At 68.5% G+C, this 17,476-nt stretch carries 18 protein-coding genes; 6 read left to right on the top strand and 12 right to left on the bottom strand.

The features are described 5' to 3' along the window. Positions 1-301 precede the first annotated feature (301 nt). From FFK22_RS31860 to FFK22_RS43340, 10 genes are all read right to left on the bottom strand, one after another. Entirely contained in the window at positions 302-853 is a 552-nt protein-coding gene (locus tag FFK22_RS31860) for a hypothetical protein (protein WP_138892279.1), read from the bottom strand. Positions 854-1,011: 158 nt separating this feature from the next. Next, positions 1,012-1,254 (bottom strand): hypothetical protein, encoded by a 243-nt coding sequence (locus tag FFK22_RS31855; RefSeq protein WP_138892280.1) that lies wholly within the window; start codon positions 1,252-1,254, stop codon positions 1,012-1,014. 198 nt (positions 1,255-1,452) lie between these two features. Beyond that, positions 1,453-2,334 (bottom strand): carbohydrate ABC transporter permease, encoded by an 882-nt coding sequence (locus tag FFK22_RS31850; RefSeq protein ID WP_138892281.1) that lies wholly within the window; start codon positions 2,332-2,334, stop codon positions 1,453-1,455. Continuing rightward, entirely contained in the window at positions 2,331-3,230 is a 900-nt protein-coding gene (locus FFK22_RS31845) for a carbohydrate ABC transporter permease (RefSeq protein ID WP_221939009.1), read from the bottom strand. The genes FFK22_RS31850 and FFK22_RS31845 overlap by 4 nt, the downstream gene beginning before the upstream one ends. 22 nt (positions 3,231-3,252) lie before the next feature. Next, positions 3,253-4,575, bottom strand: a complete 1,323-nt coding sequence (locus FFK22_RS31840; protein ID WP_138892283.1) for an ABC transporter substrate-binding protein — start codon at positions 4,573-4,575, stop codon at positions 3,253-3,255. Between the two features lie 210 nt (positions 4,576-4,785). Then, the gene (locus tag FFK22_RS31835; protein WP_186002754.1) at positions 4,786-5,316 is read right to left on the bottom strand and encodes a YcxB family protein; all 531 of its coding nucleotides are present in this window, start codon (positions 5,314-5,316) and stop codon (positions 4,786-4,788) included. A 595-nt stretch (positions 5,317-5,911) separates the two neighbouring features. Next, on the bottom strand, positions 5,912-6,328 hold the full coding sequence (locus FFK22_RS44025; RefSeq protein WP_221939008.1) for a four-helix bundle copper-binding protein: 417 nt from the start codon (positions 6,326-6,328) through the stop codon (positions 5,912-5,914). A 100-nt stretch (positions 6,329-6,428) separates the two neighbouring features. Beyond that, positions 6,429-7,760, bottom strand: coding sequence for an LLM class flavin-dependent oxidoreductase (locus FFK22_RS31825; protein ID WP_186002753.1), 1,332 nt, complete (start codon positions 7,758-7,760; stop codon positions 6,429-6,431). Positions 7,761-7,895: 135 nt separating this feature from the next. Further along, positions 7,896-9,113 carry a glycosyltransferase gene (locus FFK22_RS31820; protein ID WP_138892285.1) on the bottom strand — a complete coding sequence of 406 codons (1,218 nt, stop codon included), beginning with the start codon at positions 9,111-9,113 and terminating at the stop codon, positions 7,896-7,898. Between the two features lie 114 nt (positions 9,114-9,227). Continuing rightward, positions 9,228-9,386, bottom strand: a complete 159-nt coding sequence (locus tag FFK22_RS43340; protein ID WP_186002752.1) for a hypothetical protein — start codon at positions 9,384-9,386, stop codon at positions 9,228-9,230. Positions 9,387-9,427: 41 nt separating this feature from the next. Here FFK22_RS43340 and FFK22_RS44020 point away from each other — a divergent pair, with 41 nt between their 5' ends. From FFK22_RS44020 to FFK22_RS31795, 6 genes are all read left to right on the top strand, one after another. After that, complete coding sequence (locus FFK22_RS44020; protein ID WP_221939007.1) at positions 9,428-9,934, top strand: helix-turn-helix domain-containing protein; 507 nt, start codon at positions 9,428-9,430, stop codon at positions 9,932-9,934. Further along, a complete protein-coding gene (locus FFK22_RS31815; RefSeq protein ID WP_221939006.1) occupies positions 9,931-11,034 on the top strand; it encodes an HlyD family secretion protein in 1,104 nt (367 codons plus the stop codon). The genes FFK22_RS44020 and FFK22_RS31815 overlap by 4 nt, the downstream gene beginning before the upstream one ends. After that, on the top strand, positions 11,031-12,626 hold the full coding sequence (locus FFK22_RS31810; protein ID WP_138892287.1) for a DHA2 family efflux MFS transporter permease subunit: 1,596 nt from the start codon (positions 11,031-11,033) through the stop codon (positions 12,624-12,626). The genes FFK22_RS31815 and FFK22_RS31810 overlap by 4 nt, the downstream gene beginning before the upstream one ends. Then, on the top strand, positions 12,623-14,032 hold the full coding sequence (locus FFK22_RS31805; protein ID WP_221939005.1) for an MATE family efflux transporter: 1,410 nt from the start codon (positions 12,623-12,625) through the stop codon (positions 14,030-14,032). Before FFK22_RS31810 ends, FFK22_RS31805 begins: the two co-directional genes overlap by 4 nt. A gap of 91 nt (positions 14,033-14,123) precedes the next feature. Next, positions 14,124-14,816: a spermidine synthase gene (locus tag FFK22_RS31800; RefSeq protein ID WP_138892288.1), complete on the top strand. Its 693-nt coding sequence runs from the start codon at positions 14,124-14,126 to the stop codon at positions 14,814-14,816. Positions 14,817-14,893: 77 nt separating this feature from the next. After that, positions 14,894-15,265 carry a hypothetical protein gene (locus FFK22_RS31795; protein WP_138892289.1) on the top strand — a complete coding sequence of 124 codons (372 nt, stop codon included), beginning with the start codon at positions 14,894-14,896 and terminating at the stop codon, positions 15,263-15,265. A gap of 7 nt (positions 15,266-15,272) precedes the next feature. On the opposite strand, the gene FFK22_RS31790 is transcribed toward FFK22_RS31795, so the two are convergent. Beyond that, the gene (locus tag FFK22_RS31790; protein WP_138892290.1) at positions 15,273-16,775 is read right to left on the bottom strand and encodes an MFS transporter; all 1,503 of its coding nucleotides are present in this window, start codon (positions 16,773-16,775) and stop codon (positions 15,273-15,275) included. Positions 16,776-16,777: 2 nt separating this feature from the next. Beyond that, on the bottom strand, positions 16,778-17,383 hold the full coding sequence (locus FFK22_RS31785) for a TetR/AcrR family transcriptional regulator (RefSeq protein WP_138892291.1): 606 nt from the start codon (positions 17,381-17,383) through the stop codon (positions 16,778-16,780). Positions 17,384-17,476: the final 93 nt, after the last annotated feature.

The raw sequence follows: 17,476 nt of genomic DNA, 5'->3' as shown, positions 1-17,476 counted from the left end.
GACCGCCTCGCTACGCCATTGTTTCAACCGGATTCATGGCATTTCAATGATCGTCGCCGCACGTTCAAGCTGATCGCGCCGGCTTCGGAGAGACGGAGCCGATGGCCGGGCGTTGCGTTGACTTTCGGGCCCGTATCTCGATTCCCAGCGCTACCGCAGCTACAGCCCGGCGACCGACACCTACACCGTCCAGCCCGGCGTTGCTGCCCGCTGCGGGCTGTAGCGAGAACGGGCCGCCCCTCGCCCGGAATGAGCGGGTGTTCCGGAAGCGATGTTGTTCACATGTCATCCAACTCGTCGCTCACGAAGTCGCCGTGGGAACGCGAAATACCCGATCAGCAGTGTGAAACATCGGTGCCTTAAAGATAAACCCAACAAGATAGCCGATGCGGCCGTGCAGGAGTAGAAATGTGGTTTCTATGGGGATATGGGCAACGTGAGAATATCTGACTTCCGTGTTGGGCTCTAGCATCGTGTTTTCCCAAGAGGGAGGGAACCAGCTCCCAGTTTTCAGTTTACGAGGGAAAACTGTCTGAAAATTAACTTTCTTCTCTCCTATTTCGAGATTTTCGTTCTCTATTGATCTCAATTTGAAGATGAATTCATGCATTTTGAGATGAGATCCGCCCTTATTGTTAACCATTGCAATAATTTCTATTATCCAATAATCCGTATGAACTCCTATAAATTCGATCCCTGCGGTGAATTCTACCTGCGATGCAAATTCCCGCTTTATTGTAAATTGATTCACTGCCCAAATCCCGCCAAGGATCACAGCTATAAAAGTTATGATATTGCCAAGAGATTCAATTGCATCTTTGTTTTGTTTGAGCCAAAATATAGTAGTGTCCATTTTTGTTTCCCAGAAATTGCTCTCTATAATAAATGAAATTATTAAACGAAATTATTCCTAAGATTCTGATGCTAACGCCGGCTCTACCCATTGGGCGGGCGGCCACGGCACTCGTCGCCAACCGGCTGCACTGATAGTCCAAATTGCGTTTCCGGGTGTCAATCCCGCCGCGCCGCCTGCAGCTCGATCCGGCAGGCGGTTTCCGAGCCGCATCCGGTGCAGCGCAAGGCCAGCTCCAGCCGCAGCAGCCGGGCGTCGCGGCCGAAGCGCTGGATCAGCCGGCGCCGGTCCAGCTGCCGCCGGCGGTTGCAGCGTCCGCATTTCGCCACGACGATGGTGCCGGACGAGATGTCGGACAGCCGGAGGCCGATCTCCCAATTGTCCTGGATCCGATCCCTCACCGCAGGTGCCGGCGGCGCCTCCCCGAGGCCGCTGGCCGGATAGGGTGGCTCCTCGCCGCCTCGAATGCGGCGCGGAGGTCCTCGCTGAACGGACCCTTGCGGTGCTTCATGGCGGCCTCGCGGCTCCCGATCCATCTAATGTTCGCTAAATGTTCTATTCCTCCTGTCGGTCGGAGTCGAGTCGGTCGGTGATGTGGTTCAGGCCTTCACCCCGCCCGCCGCCAGCCCGCCCTGCCACCAGCGTTGCATGAACAGGAAAGCGGCGATCACCGGCAGCACGCTGACCAGCGCCCCGGCCATGACGATGGTGAACAGCACCGTGCCGCCGCTGCCGGAGGTGGCCGAGGCGTACCATTGCGACAGGCCGACGGTGATCGGGAAGTATTCCGACGAGCTGAGCATCACCAGCGGCAGGAAATAGTTGTTCCAGGTCGACACGAAGGCGAGGATCAAGACCGTGGCGAAGCCCGGCATCAGCAGGCGGAAGGAGATCCGGCTGAAGATGTGCAGCTCGCCGGCGCCGTCGACGCGGCCGGCCTCGATCAGCTCGTTCGACACGGCGTCCTCGATATAAACGCACATCAGGAACACGCCCGGCGGGAACACCATCGACGGCAGGATGATCGCAATCGGCGTGTTGACCAGCCCGATCTTCGACAGCATCAGGAACAGCGGCACCGACAGCGCCGTCTGCGGGATCATCACCGCGCCCAGCACCAGGGCGAAGAACAGCGTCTTGCCCCGGAACTGGTACTTGGCGAAGGCATAGCCGGCGCAGGTGGCTAGCAGGGCGGCGCCGAGGCCGGAGATCGCGGCGTAGAGGAAGGTGTTCAGGAGCCAGCGCGCGAAGGCGCCGTCCTGGTAGGTGAACAGGCCCTGCAGATTCTCCCACAGGTTGAAGTCGCCGGCGAACCACAGACCGAAGGTGCCGAACAGGTCGGCATTGGTCTTGGTCGACGAGACGATGACGTAGAGCAGCGGGATGAAGGTGTAGACGAAGTAGACGCCCAGCACGGCGGTCAAGAGCCAGCGCTGGCGCCGAAAGGCGGCGGAGCGGACGGTGCGCGCGGCGATCGTCACCGGCGCCCCCTGCGGTTGGCCAGCAGCATGAAGGCGTAGGACGCCACTGCCACCACCGCGCCCAGGACGAAGGAGATCGCCGCCGAATAATTGTACTGCTGCGAGACGAAAGCCAGCGTGTAGGCGTAGTAGTTCGGCGTGTAATGGCTGTTGATCTGGCTCGGCGCCAGGTTGCGCATCAGATAAGGCTCGGTGAACAGCTGCAGCGTGCCGATGATCGAGAAGATCACCGTGACGATGATGGTGGGCACGATCAGCGGCAGCTTGATCCTGAGTGAGTGCTGCAGCGCCGTGGCGCCGTCGATCGCCGACGCCTCCTCCAGGTCGCGCGGCACCGCCTGCAGCGCCGCGTAGTAGATGATCATGTTGTAGCCCATGTACTCCCACACCGCGATGTTGGCGAGCGAGGGAAGCAGGCCACCGCCGGACAGGAAGTCGACCTTGCCGAAGCCCATCGCCTCGGACAGCTGGCTGAACGGGCCGAAGGCCGGGCCATAGAGATAGCCCCACAGCAGCGTCGCGATCACCGCCGGCACAGCATAGGGGATGAAGAAGGCAACGCGGAAGAAGCCGCGGGCGAAGACGATGCCACTGTCGAGGATCAGCGCGAACACCAGCGCCAGCCCCAGCATCACCGGGATCTGCATGAGGCCGAACTGCAGCAGCAGGCCGACGCCGTCCCAGAAGCTCTTGTCGTGGATGGCGCGGACATAGTTGTCGAGCCCGACGAAGCGGGCGCCGCCGACCAGGGTCTCGCGGAACAGGCTCATCTGGAAGGCATAGAGCAGCGGCGCGACCAGGAAGCCGGCGAACAGCAGCAGGAACGGCGCCAGGAAGACATAGGGCGCCAGCTTGCGGCTCACCAGGATCCGGGCATGCGGGCGCGCCGCCGTCACGGCGCGCCCGCCGGCCCCGAGCTCAGAGGACGGTGAAGCCCTGGTCGTTGGCATAGGCCACGACGGTGTCCTGCACCCGGTCGAAGGCCTCGGCCAGAGTGCCGTTGCCGGCAATGGCGGCGGCCATCTCGTCCTGCAGCTGCTGGTTCACATAATCCTGGAACGGCGCGAACTCGAAGCTCGGGTCGACCTGGTTCTCGGCGACGACGAAGATCTCGTTCACCTTCTGGCCGCCGTAGAAGTCGTAGCCGTGGCCCATCAGCTCCTTGTCGTCGACCAGCGACTTCAGCACCGGGAACAGGAACTGCTTGGTGTTCCACAGCCGCGCCGCCTCCGGGTCGCTGCCCATGAACTGGCAGAACAGCGCCGCCTCCTTCGGATGCTGCGACGAGGTGAAGGCGGCGAAGGTCGACCCGCCCCAGTTCGAGGAGATCTTGCCGCCCTTCTCCCATTGCGGCATCGGCGCGGCGCGCCACTGGCCGAAGCTCTTCTTCATCGACTGCTGCATCAAGACCGGCGCCCAGGCGGCGGTGACCCAGGAGGCATAGGTGCCGGCGTCCAGCCCGGCGAACCATTCGGTGGTCCACATCGGCTTGACGTCGACCGCCTTGGCATCGATCAGCTTCTGCCAATAGGCGGCCCATTTCTTGGCGATGTCGTCGTTGATCGCGATCTTCAGGCTGGTGCCGTCGAGGTGGAAGGGCCGCCAGCCGGCCTGCCACAGCACGGCGCAGACCCAGCCGGCGTCCGAGGCGCCGAAATCGCACATGAAGGTGCCGGGCGCCTTCTCCTTCAGCTTGATCGCCTGCTCGGCATAGTCGTCCCAGGTCTCGGGCACCGACAGGCCGTGCTTGTCGAACACGTCGGCGCGGTACAAGAGGCCCATCGGCCCGCTGTCCCACGGCACGGCGTAGACCTTGCCGCCATCGGTCACCGACTTCCAGGTCCAGTCGACGAACGCGCTGCCGACATCGCCGACGCCCTGCGGCGCCAGGTCGGCCAGCACGCCGAGCTGCTTGAAGCTGGCGATCGAGTTGAACTCCATCTGCGCCACGTCGGGCAGGCCGCTGCCGGCCTTGATGGCGTTGCGCAGCTTGACGTAGTGCGGCGGGCCCTGGCCGACATTCTCCAGCTTGACCGAGATGCCGGGGTATTTCTTCTGGAACAGGTCGACCTGGGTCTGGGTGTCGGGCGTCCAGGCCCAGAACAGCAGCTCGACCTTGTCCTGCGCCCGCGCCATGGCCGGCAGCCCGGCCACGGCCGGCGCCACCAGCGCCCCCGCCGTGCCCTGCAGGAAACGGCGCCTGCCGATGGATCCCGGCTTGGTCCCGGTCGTCTCCGACATTTCGTGTCCTCCCTGGGTGCCCGTGACCTGATCTCGCAATGCGAGCCGGCGATTCCTTGCAACAATCAGAACATGGGAAGCCGCTCCGCTGTCAATGCACCGGCGCAGCCAGCGGCGGTTTGTCCCGAATGTCGGACATGGCTGGCCCGATCGGGCTGGTCGGGCAGAGGGCACGGCTGACCCCGGATGCCTTTGACCGCATGTCCGGAATCATGAGGCGGCGTCATTCTCCTGCGCCGGTTGTCCTTTCGCCTGTTCGAGTCGATAGCGGAGGGTCGCGAGGAAATCGGTGCGGGTCGTCGCGTTGGCAAAGGCTCGATTGGGAATGATGAGGGCGTTCCGGTTCCTGTTCGCGATGACGATGCTGCCTTCGGCCTCGTTGACTGACGCAATCTCCCGCCACGGACTTGTGCAATCAGATGATCCTCTGCGGAGCCGCAGCCCTTCCGGTTCGGCCGAGAGGCTGCGCAAGCCGGGCCTGTAGGCGATCAGCGGATAGAAGGGAAGCCACAGCACCGAAAGCAGGCCGATCAAGATTGCACAGCCGAGCCCTTCGGGCTTGAGGCCGCTGGCGATCCCGCCCCAACGGAAAACCACATCCCCAGCCGAGAGGCAGAGCAGAAATACTGCGACGAAGATTCCGACATGGAATCGCCAAAGCCCATTGGGCTCTTTCCACTGCCGCCAGTACCAGCGCCACACCTCGTTTCGAGTCACCGTGTAATCGATGCTGACGGACATGGCGGGTGTCATCGAAGCTGTGGCTGCGGAATCCTAGCATGGCTTGGAGCATGCAGCAGCTTCGCATGCGGAGCCCTGCCGCGTCGGATGCGCCGCGCCGGACGAACCGACCTGCTGCGTGGTGAGAGTCGTCGCTTGGCTTGGAACAGCGGGAAGCGTGTCGCGCACACCGGGTCGGGCGCCGGTGCACGACCGTTCTCAGCTCTGCGGAAAGAACCGATCGTCACAGCCGCCCGATACCATCATCACAACCGTGCATTGGCCGGTCACGCCCAGGTCAGGCTCTCCTGTCTCCAGGGGCGTGTCAAGCTAGCGACAGGGAATGAAGAACCGGAGGATTTTCTAGCTTTCCAATCCGGGCATCAACGAATCGGCAGGCGAGCTTCAGACCCTGGCGCCTCTTACTCCCAGGTCCGAGAGCCGCCCTTCGCGGTCGGCTCTCGGCCTGCGGGACGTCCGAGCCCCGGGTCTCCAGCCACTCCTCCACTCGTCGGCGAGCGTCGCCGGCGTGCCGACAAAGGCGAGGCCGCCACCGGCGACGGCATATCCGCCGGCTGGTGGGGGTGTAGCGCCCGGCACCAGCCGGCGGTCGCGCTCAGGCCGCCATGGCGCGGCACGATTCCGAGCAGCGGCGGCAGGCATCGACGCAGTCCTGCATCTCGCCGACGCGCTCGCAATCCGCGGCGCAGGCGTCGCAGATCTCGGCGCAGGCGGCGCAGACGCGCCGGTGATGCTCGCTGCCGATCAGCATGATGTCGGCTGCGCTGCGGCAGATATCTGCACAGGCGGCCAGCGCCGGAACGCACAGCATCCCGCAGCAGGACGCCTGGTGCATCCCGGGCTGACGTGCCGAGCCGAGGGGCTGGGCATCGGCCAGCCCGACGCAGGCCTTATCGCCGTCGCGGGAGACGGAGCCCAGCGCCGCTGCCGGGCCCAGGCCGAAGGCAAGGGATGTGGCCAGGGCCAGGGCCGTGAACAGGCGACGCAGCAGGGTTCCGGTGGTTTGCCTCACGGCGACCTCGCGGCACGGACTCCCTGGTCAACAGCGCGATCGGGCGATCGGTTCGCCGTGATCGTGATCGGCGGGCCGGCGGCGCCCGCCGATGCCGGCCTCAGTCCGGCGGGAAGAACCGGTTCTTCGGCCGGGGCAGCCCCAGATGGTCGCGCAAAGTCGTGCCCTCGTACTCCGTGCGGAACAGGCCGCGGCGCTGCAGCTCGGGCACCACCCGGTCGACGAAATCGTCGAGGCCGCCGGGCAGGTACGGGAACATCACGTTGAACCCGTCCGAGCCGCGGGCCTCCAGCCATTCCTCCATCTCGTCGGCGATCGTCACCGGCGTGCCGACGAAGGCGAGGCCGGAATAGCCGCCCAGGCGCTGGGCCAGCTGGCGCACGGTCAGCCCCTCGCGCTCGGCCAGCTCCAGCACCCGCTCGCGGCCGGTCTTGCTGGCATTGGTCTCCGGGATCGGTGGCAGGGGGGCGTCCGGATCGAAGCCCGACGCGTCGGTGCCCAGCGCGATCGACAGCGACGCGATGGCGCTCTCATAGTGGACGAGACTGTCCAGCATCGCCCGCTTGGCCCGCGCCTCCTCGGCCGTGTCGCCGACCACGACGAAGGCGCCGGGCAGGATCTTCAGATGGTCGCGGTCGCGGCCGATCGCCTGCATCCGGCCCTTCACATCGGCATAGAAGCGCTGGCCGGCGGCGAGGGTCGAACCGGCGGCGAACACCATCTCCGCCGTCTCCGCCGCCAGCTGCCGCCCGGAGTCGGAGGCGCCGGCCTGCACGATCACCGGCCAGCCCTGCGGCGTCCGGGCGATGTTCAGCGGCCCGCGCACCGACAGATGCGGCCCCTTGTGGTCCAGCACATGCAGCTTGGCCGGGTCGAAATAGATCCCGGTCTCGACGTCGCGGATGAAGGCGTCGTCGGCCCAGCTGTCCCACAGCCCGGTGACCACGTCGTAGAACTCACGGGCGCGATCGTAGCGCTCGCCATGCTCCATATGCTCGTCGAGCCCGAAGTTCAGCGCCGCGTCGGGGTTCGAGGTGGTGACGATGTTCCAGCCGGCGCGGCCGCCGCTGATATGGTCCAGCGAGGCGAAGCGCCGGGCGATGTGGTAGGGCGCGTCGAAGGTGGTCGAGGCGGTGGCGACGAGGCCGATCCGCTCGGTCGCTCCGGCCAGGGCCGACAGCAGGGTGAACGGCTCGAACGAGGTCACCGTGTGGCTGCGCTTCAGCGCCTCCACCGGCATGTTCAGCACGGCCAGGTGGTCGGCCATGAAGAAGGCGTCGAAGCGGCCGCGCTCCAGCGTCTGGGCGAAGCGCTTGAGATGGCCGAAGTTGAAGTTGGCGTCCGGATAGGCGCCGGGATAGCGCCAGGCGCCGGTGTGGATGCTGACGGGGCGCATGAAGGCGCCGAGATGCAGCTTGCGGTCGCGACTCAAGGGTCACCTCTCGCCCGGTGCGGGCGGTTGCGGGTCACTGCGTTCGGCGGCGTGTCGCATTCTGGACGGGCCGGCTCCGGTTGTGCAACTGGCATCCGTTGCCGCAGGGCTGCCGGAGCCGGCATCCATTTCCGGCTAGCTCGCGTCGAGCAGCCGGGTCGCGGCCACCGCCGCCCCGTCGCTGCGGATCGTGCTGGCCACGGCGGCCGCCCGGGCGCGGGTCTCGGGGGCCAGGGCGATCCTCAGCGCGGCCGACAGGGACTCGAAGCTCGGGGTCGGGCCGTCATGGGCCGCGCCGATGCCCAGCCCGGCCACCCGGCCGGCCCAATAGGGCTGGTCGGCGATCTGGGGCACCACCACCTGCGGTGCGCCGGCCCGGGTGGCGGTCGTCGTCGTGCCGGCGCCGCCATGGTGCACGACGGCCGCCACCCGGCCGAACAGGGCCTGCTGGTTGACATCGCCGGTGATGAAGCAATCGTCCCGGTCGTCGCCCAGGGCCAGGTCGGCCCAGCCGCGCAGGACGAGGGCGCGGCGGCCCTGGGCGCGGATCGCGGCGACGGCCACCTCGGCGGCATCCCTGGCCGCCTGCATCGGCATGCTGCCGAACCCCACGGTGACCGGCGGCGTGCCGGCCTCCAGGAACGCCAGCAGATCGGCCGCGAGCAGGCGGTCGTCCGGCAGGATCCACGCACCGGTCTGCGTGACGTCACAGAGGTCCGTCGGCAGCCACGGGCTCAGGACCGGGTCCGACGCCAGCCAGGGATGAGCGGTGATGACATGGTCGCGGACATTGTCCACCGGCGGCAGGCCGATCGACGAGCGCAGGGCGTTGAACGCCTCGCCGAACAGCGTGTTCATGGTCTGGATGTTCAGGTCCCACAGCGCCCGGTTGTCGGTCACCTCTGGCGGGTGGGGGTGGCCTCGAAATTCGTAGGGCCGGTGGTGGTGGGACGGCACGAAGACCGGGCAATAGGCCACGCAGAGGTAGCGGATGCCCTGGTGCTCGGCGACCAGCCTTGCGGCGGCCGCGGACGAGAACAGGCCGGTGGCCACGATCGCATCGCATCCCTCCGCCGCCGCGGACAGGATGTCGAACTGCGCGGCCATCACCTTGGCCGCGAGGCGGGGCAGGTCCACCGCCGACGGCTTCGCCATGGCGTCCGTCACCCATTGGCGCACCGGCGAGAAGGCCGGCACCAGCGGCACGCCGGCACGGGCCAGCAGCTCCGCGAACTCCTGATCCGCCGGCGCGCACACCCGCGCCTCCGCGCCGAGGGCCTGCAGCCGCACCGCCAGCCCGGCCAGAGGTTCGACATCCCCGCGCGATCCGTAGGTCGATAACAGCACACGCATTTCGCGACTCCCGTGATTGCGGCCCAGGCCGGCAGTTCTACGGAAGGAGCCGGGACTTGAAGCAAGCCCGTTGCGCGTCACATGTAAGAAGTGGAGGGGAGTGGGACTTTCCTTTCACACCACCGCGGCCAACGCCAGGGCCGCGCGGATGCCGGCCGAAATCTCCGCCGAGCCGCCCCAGAACACCATCGCTTCAGCATCCGGCCGGGCCTTGCGCCCGGCCGTTTCGTTTTGGCTGCCGCATGTTACTTGCATAATGATAGCGACAAGCATATATGATGATCATCATTCAATGATGTCGGCAAGGCATCGCCATGCAGCGCAAGAGCTTCGGCAACCTGCAATGCCCCATCGCCCGCAGCCTGGAACGGGTCGGCGAGTGGTGGAGCATCCTGATCCTGCGGGACGCCTTCTACGGCCTGACCCGCTTCGACGAGTTCCAGAAGAGCCTCGGCATCGCCCCCAGCATGCTGACCCGCCGGCTGAACAGCCTGGTCGAGTCCGGCTTGCTGGAGCGCCGCCGCTACAGCGAGAAGCCGCCGCGCGACGAATATGTGCTGACCGAAATCGGCCGCGATTTCCGGCCGGTGGTCTGGTCGCTGGTCGCCTGGGGCAACCGCCATTTCGCGCCGGAAGGCGCCAGCGTCCAGCTGGTCGACCGCGAGACCGGCGCCGTCGCCGACCCGATCCTGGTCGACCGGATCAGCGGCCGGCCGATCACGGCGCGGTCCTTCAAGCCCGGCGCCGGCCCGGCCGCCGACGAGCGGACGCGCCGCCGGCTGGCCCGCATCGACAGCCTGCCGCAGGAGACCACGCCGTGAACGCCATCGTCCTCGACCGCGACACCTCGACCCCGGTCCGGGCGCCGGTCGCGCAGAAGCCGCGCCTGACCCGGAAGCGCCTGGTCCTGTCCGGCCTGGCGCTGGCCCTCGTCCTCGGCGGCGGCTGGTACGGGCACGACTGGTGGACGGTCGGCCGCTTCTTCGAAAGCACCGACGACGCCTATGTCGGCGGCAACATCACCGTGATCGCGCCCAAGGTCGCCGGCTTCGTCGCCACCCTGGCGGTGACCGACAACCAGCCGGTCCATGCCGGCGACCTGCTGGTCCGGCTGGACGACCGCGACTACCGGGCGGCGCTGGCCAAGGCCGAGGCCGCGGTGGCGCAGCAGAACGCGACCCTGGCCAATCTCGACGCCACGTACCGGCTGCAGCAGGCGGTGATCGCCCAGGCCCAGGCCGGCATCGTGGCGTCGGACGCCGAGATCGTGCGCACCCGCGACGACCAGGCGCGCTACCAGCTTCTCTCGGCCCGGTCCTTCGCCTCGGTCCAGACCTTCCAGAAAGCCGATGCCGACCACAAGCAGGCGGTGGCCGACGGCCAGAAGGCCGACGCCGCGCTGCAGGCGGCGCAGCGCCAGCTCGACGTCATCGACACCCAGAAGCAGCAGGCCCGGGCGGCGCTGGCGGCGGCCGAGGCCGACCGCGACACGGCGCGGCTGAACCTCGGCTACACCGAGATCCGGGCGCCGATCGACGGCACCATCGGCAACCGTGCCGCCCAGGAAGGCGCCTACGCCACCGTCGGGTCTCAGCTGCTGTCGATCGTGCCGGCCACCGGCCTGTGGGTCGACGCCAACTTCAAGGAGACCCAGCTGGCGCAGATGCGCCCGGGCCAGGCAGCGACGGTGACCGCCGACGTGCTGCCGGGCGAGGTGTTCCACGGCCATGTCGCCAGCCTGGCGCCGGCCACCGGCGCCCAGTTCAGCGTGCTGCCGCCGGAGAACGCGACCGGCAACTTCACCAAGATCGTGCAGCGCGTGCCGGTGCGCATCCTGCTCGACGGCGACGCCTCGGAACTGGGCCGGCTGCGCCCCGGCCTGTCGGTGACCGCCGATGTCGACCAGCGGGATGGGAAATGAGCGCCGCCGCGGCCCGTCCAGGCACCCCAGGCGGCATCGCCGGGCTGACCGAGGGCCAGAAGATCTTCGCCTTCGCGGTGATGTGCGTCGGCTTCTTCATCGCCCTGCTCGACATCCAGATCGTCTCGGCCTCGCTGCGCGACATCGGCGGCGGCCTGTCCGCCGGCGTCGACGAGACCGCCTGGGTGCAGACCAGCTACCTGATCGCCGAGATCATCGTCATCCCGCTGTCCGGCTGGCTGTCGCGGGTGATGTCGACGCGCTGGCTGTTCAGCGTCTCCGCCGCCGGCTTCACCCTGACCAGCCTGTTGTGCGGCTGGGCCTGGGACATCAACAGCATGATCGCCTTCCGGGCGCTGCAGGGCTTCCTCGGCGGCTCGATGATCCCGACCGTGTTCACCGCCGCCTTCGCCTTCTTCCAGGGCCCGAAGGTCGTGGTCGCCGCCGCCACCATCGGCGCCCTGTCCTCGCTGGCGCCGACGCTGGGACCCACCATCGGCGGCTGGATCACCGACAACTACTCCTGGCACTGGCTGTTCTTCGTCAACCTGGTCCCCGGCGTGTTCATCACCATCGTGGTGCCGATGCTGGTCAAGATCGACAAGCCGGACTGGTCGCTGCTGCGCGGTGCCGACTATCCCGGCATGGTGCTGATGGCGCTGTTCCTCGGCTGCCTCGAATACACGCTGGAGGAGGGGCCGCGCTGGGACTGGTTCGGCGACGACAGCATCCGCGCCACCGCCTGGATCGCGGTCATCAGCGGTGCCCTCTTCATCTGGCGCAGCCTGACCTTCGAGCGGCCGGTGGTGGACCTGCGGGCGCTGAAGAGCCGCAATTTTGCGCTCGGCTGCTTCTTCTCCTTCGTCACCGGCATCGGCCTGTTCTCGACCATCTACCTGACACCGCAATTCCTCGGCCGGGTGCGCGACTTCAGCGCCTACGACATCGGCCTGACGGTGTTCTCGACCGGCGTGTTCCAGATCATGGCGATCCCGGTCTACACTTGGTTCGCCAGGCGCTTCGACCTGCGCTGGCTGATGATGTTCGGCCTGTCCTGCTTCGCCCTCTCGCTGTGGCTGTTCACCCCGATCACCCATGAGTGGGGCTGGCGCGAATTCCTGCTGCCGCAGGCCTTCCGCGGCTTCTCGCAGCAATTCGCGGTGGCGCCGGCGGTGACGCTGACCCTCGGCGGCCTGGCGCCGGACCGGCTGAAGCTCGCCTCCGGCCTGTTCAACCTGATGCGCAACCTGGGCGGCGCCATCGGCATCGCCGCCTGCGCCACCATCCTGAACGACCGCACCAACCTGCACTTCCTGCGCCTGGCGGAGCACCTGACCCCGGCCAACCCGGCGGCGGTCGACCTGGTACAGAAGGTGACGGCGGCCCAGACCATGGCCCTCGGCGGTGACGCCCAGCGCGGGCATGACGCGGCGCTGAAGCAGCTGTGGTCGCTGACCATGCGCGAGGCCCAGACCCTGACCTATGCCGACGCCTTCCTGGTACTGTGCGTCTGCCTGACCATCGCGGCGCTGATGGTGCCGCTGATGCGCAAGGTGGCGCCGCCACGGGGACCTTCCGCCGATGCGCATTGACGCCGCCCTGGCCGACAGCCCTGCCTCCCACGGCGGCGCGGCGCCCGTCGCCGGTCGTCCTCAGCGCCCGCACCCGGATGCTGCTGCACGGCCCGATCGTGCCGACCATCCTGCGCCTGGCCTGGCCCAATGTGCTGGTCATGCTGGCCCAGGCCTCGACCGGGCTGATCGAGACCTGGTGGCTGTCACATCTCGGCACCGATGCCCTGGCCGGCATGGCGCTGGTGTTCCCGCCGGTGATGCTGGCCCAGATGATCTCGGCCGGTGCCATCGGCGGCGGCATCTCCGCCGCCGTGGCCCGGGCGATCGGCGGCGGCCGGCGCGACGACGCCGACGCGCTGGTGCTGCATGCCGTCGTCATCAACCTGGCGCTCGGCCTGCTCTGCACCGTCGGCATGCTCGGCTTCGGCCGGCCGGTCTACCGGCTGCTCGGCGGCAGCGGCGGCGCGCTGGAGGCGGCGCTGCTGTATTCGAACGTCGTCTTCGCCGGCAACGCCCTGGTGTGGGTGATGAACGGGCTGGCCAGCGTGATCCGCGGCACCGGCAACATGCTGGTGCCGGCGCTGGTGACCTGCGGCGGCGTGCTGTTCCTGATCCCGGTCTCGCCGCTGCTGATCTTCGGCTTCGGGCCGATCCCGGCGCTCGGCGTCGCCGGCGGTGGCGTGGCGCTCTTGGCCTATTACCTGGTCGGCACCGCCGTGCTCGCCTGGTACGTGCTGTCCGGGCGGAACCTGGCGCGGCTGCGCCGGTCGCGGCTGCGGCGGGGCTTCTTCGCCGACATCCTCCGGATCGGCGCGGTCGGCGCCCTCAACTCGCTGCAGAGCAACGTCGTCATCGCGGTTGTCACGGCGCTGGTGGCCGCGGCCGCAGGGGTCGACGCCGTCGCCGGCTTCGGCACCGGCGCCCGGCTGGAATATTTGCTGATCCCGCTGGTCTTCGGCCTCGGCGCGCCGCTGGTGGCGCTGGTCGGCACCAATATCGGCGCCGGCCAGCCCGACCGGGCGCTGCGCATCGCCCTGACCGGCGGCGCCATGGCCTTCGCCCTGACCGAGGCGATCGGGCTGGCCGCCGCGATCTGGCCGCACGCCTGGCTGGCGCTGTTCAGTGCCGATCCGCGGATGCTGGAGACCGGCACCGCCTATCTCCGCATCGTCGGCCCGGCCTACGGCTTCTTCGGCCTGGGGCTGGCGCTGTACTTCGCCTCGCAGGGGGCGGGACAGCTGGCCTGGCCGCTGATCGCCGGCGGGCTGCGGGTGGCGCTGGCGGTCGGCGTCGGCTGGCTGGCGCTGCGCTGGACCGGGTCGCTCGACGCGCTGTTCGCCGGCCTCGCCCTCGGCCTCGTCGCCTACGGCCTGACCATGCTCGGCGCGATCGCCTCCGGCGCCTGGTTCCGCCGCCGGACCTGACCGCAGCGGCCCACAGTGGAAGGGTGAGTGCGCCGGCCGCCGGAATCGGCGACAACACCCTCCTTCTTCAGAATGAGGAGTGGCCGGCAAGATGGCCTGGGTTCATGTGGACAGCGCAGCACTCGGCGACAGCGTGCTCGACCTGTACGAGCGCGACGGCGTCTACATGATCCGCGTCGACGGCTGGGAGCTGATGAACGGCGACTACCACGAGTCGGAGGACCGGCTCGGCGAGCTTGCTGCCCGGCTGACCCGCCGCCCCGATCCCGAAATCCTGGTCGGCGGCCTCGGCCTCGGCTACACCCTGGCCAGCCTGGTCCGGCATCTCGGCGGGGCCGGGCAGGTGACCGTGGCCGAGCTGTCCGAGGCGGTGATCCGCTGGTTCGAGCGCTACACCAAACCCCCGTCCCTCGGCGATCATCCCGCCAGGATCCGCCACGGCGACGTCCTCGCCATCGCGGCCGAAGGCTCTGCCTTCGACGTCATCCTGCTCGATGTCGACAACGGGCCGGAACCGCTCTCCGCGCCCGGGAACGTGGCGCTGTACGGGGCGGGCGGCCTCGGCACCCTGCGCCGGGCGCTGACACAGGACGGAATCCTGATGATCTGGTCCGCCTTCGAGGATCCGGACTTCGTCGCCCGGGCGCGGTCCGCCGGCTTCTCCCCGGCCCAGTTGCCGGTCTTCCGCGCAGGCCGGGCCGAGCCGTTCCATCTCGTCTATATGCTGTCGGCCTCGCCATTCCCGCCGGACGAGCTGGACCGGCTCGGGCTGCAACCGCTGTAGCGGCCGATCCGCTGGACCGCCCCGGTCCCGGCGTGTACACGCTGGATGACCGTCGCACCCGCTGGCCGGAGAGTCCGTTGCCCTTCCCGAGATCGCTGGCCGCCGTCGCCGCCCTGCTGCTGCTCGTCGCCTGCGCCGAGCCGCAGACGGTCGAGAGCATCTCCGCGGCGGCCCGGGAACGTTTTAGCGAGAGGATCGCCCCCTACCAGGATCACCCCTCGGAGCAGATGATCGCCGATCTCGGCCCGCCCGACCAGGACAGCCCCACCAAGGAAGGCGGCCGCAAGCTGGTGTGGGAGCGGCACGACACCAAGACCGTCGACGACAAGGTCCTGCCGACCGTCTGCACCGTCACCGCGCTGACCCACAGCGACGACACGGTGTTCTTCGTCTTTGCCGGCGGCAACACGGTCTATTGCTCCGAGGTCTTCGCCGCCAACCCCTCCTGACCGGGCTTCAGCCCGGCTGCGGCGCCGCCCGCCGGGCCAGCGCGACCAGCGCCGTCAGCGCGGTCACCGCCAGCAGCGCCGCCGCCACCAGCGACGCGCCCTGATAGGTCGAGGAGAAGGCCGTCCGCGCCGCCGCCGCGATCGTGCCCGACTCCGGCGTCGTCAGCGCCTCGGCCGCCAGCAGCGCCTCGCCGATCGACCGCCGCGCCGCCGGCACCGCCACCTCCAGCAGTGGCGGCAGCGCCAGCAGCCGCTGGTACAGCACCGTCATCAGGCTGCCGAACAGGGCGACGCCGAGGCCGCCGCCCAACTCATAGGCCACCTCCTCGACCGCGGCGACCACGCCGGCCTGGTGCGCCGGGGCGCTGTTCATGACGTTGACCGAGGCGGCGGTCATTGCCGCGCCCAGCCCGGCGCCGATGGCGACGAAGCCGGCGATCTCGGTGGCCGAGACCGCCCCCGGCGGCAGCAGCGCGATGGCGACGAAGCCGGCGGTGGACAGGGCCAGGCTGGCCGCCAGCACGGCGCGGAAGCCGAAGCGGTGCACCAGCCCGCCGGCCAGCGGCGAGGCCAGGAACGACGCCAGCGGCACCGGCGCCAGCCTGAGGCCGGCCTCCAGCGGCGACAGGCTCAGCACCAGCTGCAGCTGCTGGCTCAGCAGCAGCTCGAAGCCGACGATGATGATCATCGCCACCATGGCCCCGGCCAAAGCGACGGCGATGCCTGGGTTGCGGAACAACGACAGGTCGATCATCGGCGCCGCCGACCGGGCCTGGCGGCGCAGGAAGGCGGCCACCAGACCGGCGCCGGCCAGGCCGATCGCGATCGCCTGCCACGGATCGGCGCCGGCATGGGTGGTCTGCTTCACCGCATAGACCACGGCGATGATGCCGGCCATCGCCAGCAGCAGGCCGGCCAGGTCCCAGGGCCGCCGCTCGCCGCCGCGCCGGCCGGGCAGCAGCCACCAGGCGAAGGGCAGGGCGATCAGCACGATCGGCACGTTGATCAGGAACACCGCGCCCCAATGGAAATGCTCCAGCAGGGCGCCGCCGACCACAGGGCCGAAGGCGGCGCCGCCGGATGCGACCGAACCCCAGATGCCGATCGCGATCGCCCGCTCGCGCGGGTCGTCGAAGGCGAGGCGCAGGATCGACAGGGTGGCGGGCATCATCATCGCCCCGCCGAAGGCCAGGAAAGCGCGGCCGGCGATCAGCCACTCCGGGCCGGGGGCGAAGGCGCAGGCGGCCGAGGCCAGCCCGAACAGCATCAGCCCCAGCAGCAGCAGCCGCTTGTGCCCGATCCGGTCGCCCAGCGTGCCGGCGGCGGGCAGCAGCCCGGCCATCAGCAGCGGATAGATGTCGATGATCCACAACAGCTGCGGCGCGCTCGGCGCCAGGGCGCGGGTCAGGGTCGGCACGGCGATGTGCAGCACCGTGGCGTCGATCGCCACCATCAGTAGCGCCACCGAGACGATGGGCAGGATCGCCCAGCGATTGACGGATCCGGTCATGCTCAGGCTCCGGGGCCGAGGAAGCGGCGGACCATGCCGGGCAGGGCGGCGATCCCGGCGGCGATGTCGAAGCCCGGGTCGGTTGCCACCCGGGCGCTGAAACCGTCGATCAGCATCAAGAGCCAGATCGCCGCCTGGTCGCCGTCGATCGCGGGGTCGGCCTGGCCCAGCGTGGCCGCCCGGCCGACCAGATGGGCCAGCGCCGGCCGGACCTCGGCGTCGCTGCGGTCCAGCACCGCCTGGATCTGCGGGTTGCGCGCGCCCTCCGACAGGATCTCCAGCCACAGCCGGTGCCCGGCGGCGTCGGTGGTCAGGGTCAGGAAACGCTCCAGCAGGGCGGTGACCGCGGCCAGCGGGTCGTCGCTGTCCTCGACCCGCCGGAACAGCGCCGCCGTCTCCTCGCGCTCGGCATCGACCAGGGCGGCAATCATCGCCTCCTTGCTCGGGAAGTAGCGGTAGAGATTGCCGGCGCTCATCCCCGCCGCCTCGCAGATCTCGGCCATGCTGGTGGCGTGAAAGCCGCGCCGGGCGAAGCAGCCATCCGCCGCCTCCAGGATGCGGCGGCGCTTCTCCTCGCGGCGGGAGAGGATATCGGCGGGTTCGGACATGGATTGGTTCCGGAAGAGAATGAACGTTCATTCTCATAAAGACTCGCGTTCAGTCAAGTCTCGCAGCTTCCCTTGTCATCCAAATCCCCTCTC

Source organism: Mycobacterium sp. KBS0706 (assembly GCF_005938675.2).
Lineage (GTDB): Bacteria > Pseudomonadota > Alphaproteobacteria > DSM-16000 > Inquilinaceae > Inquilinus.
Note: the sequence above shows the minus strand (reverse complement) of the source record. Positions and strands in the feature narration are given on the sequence as shown.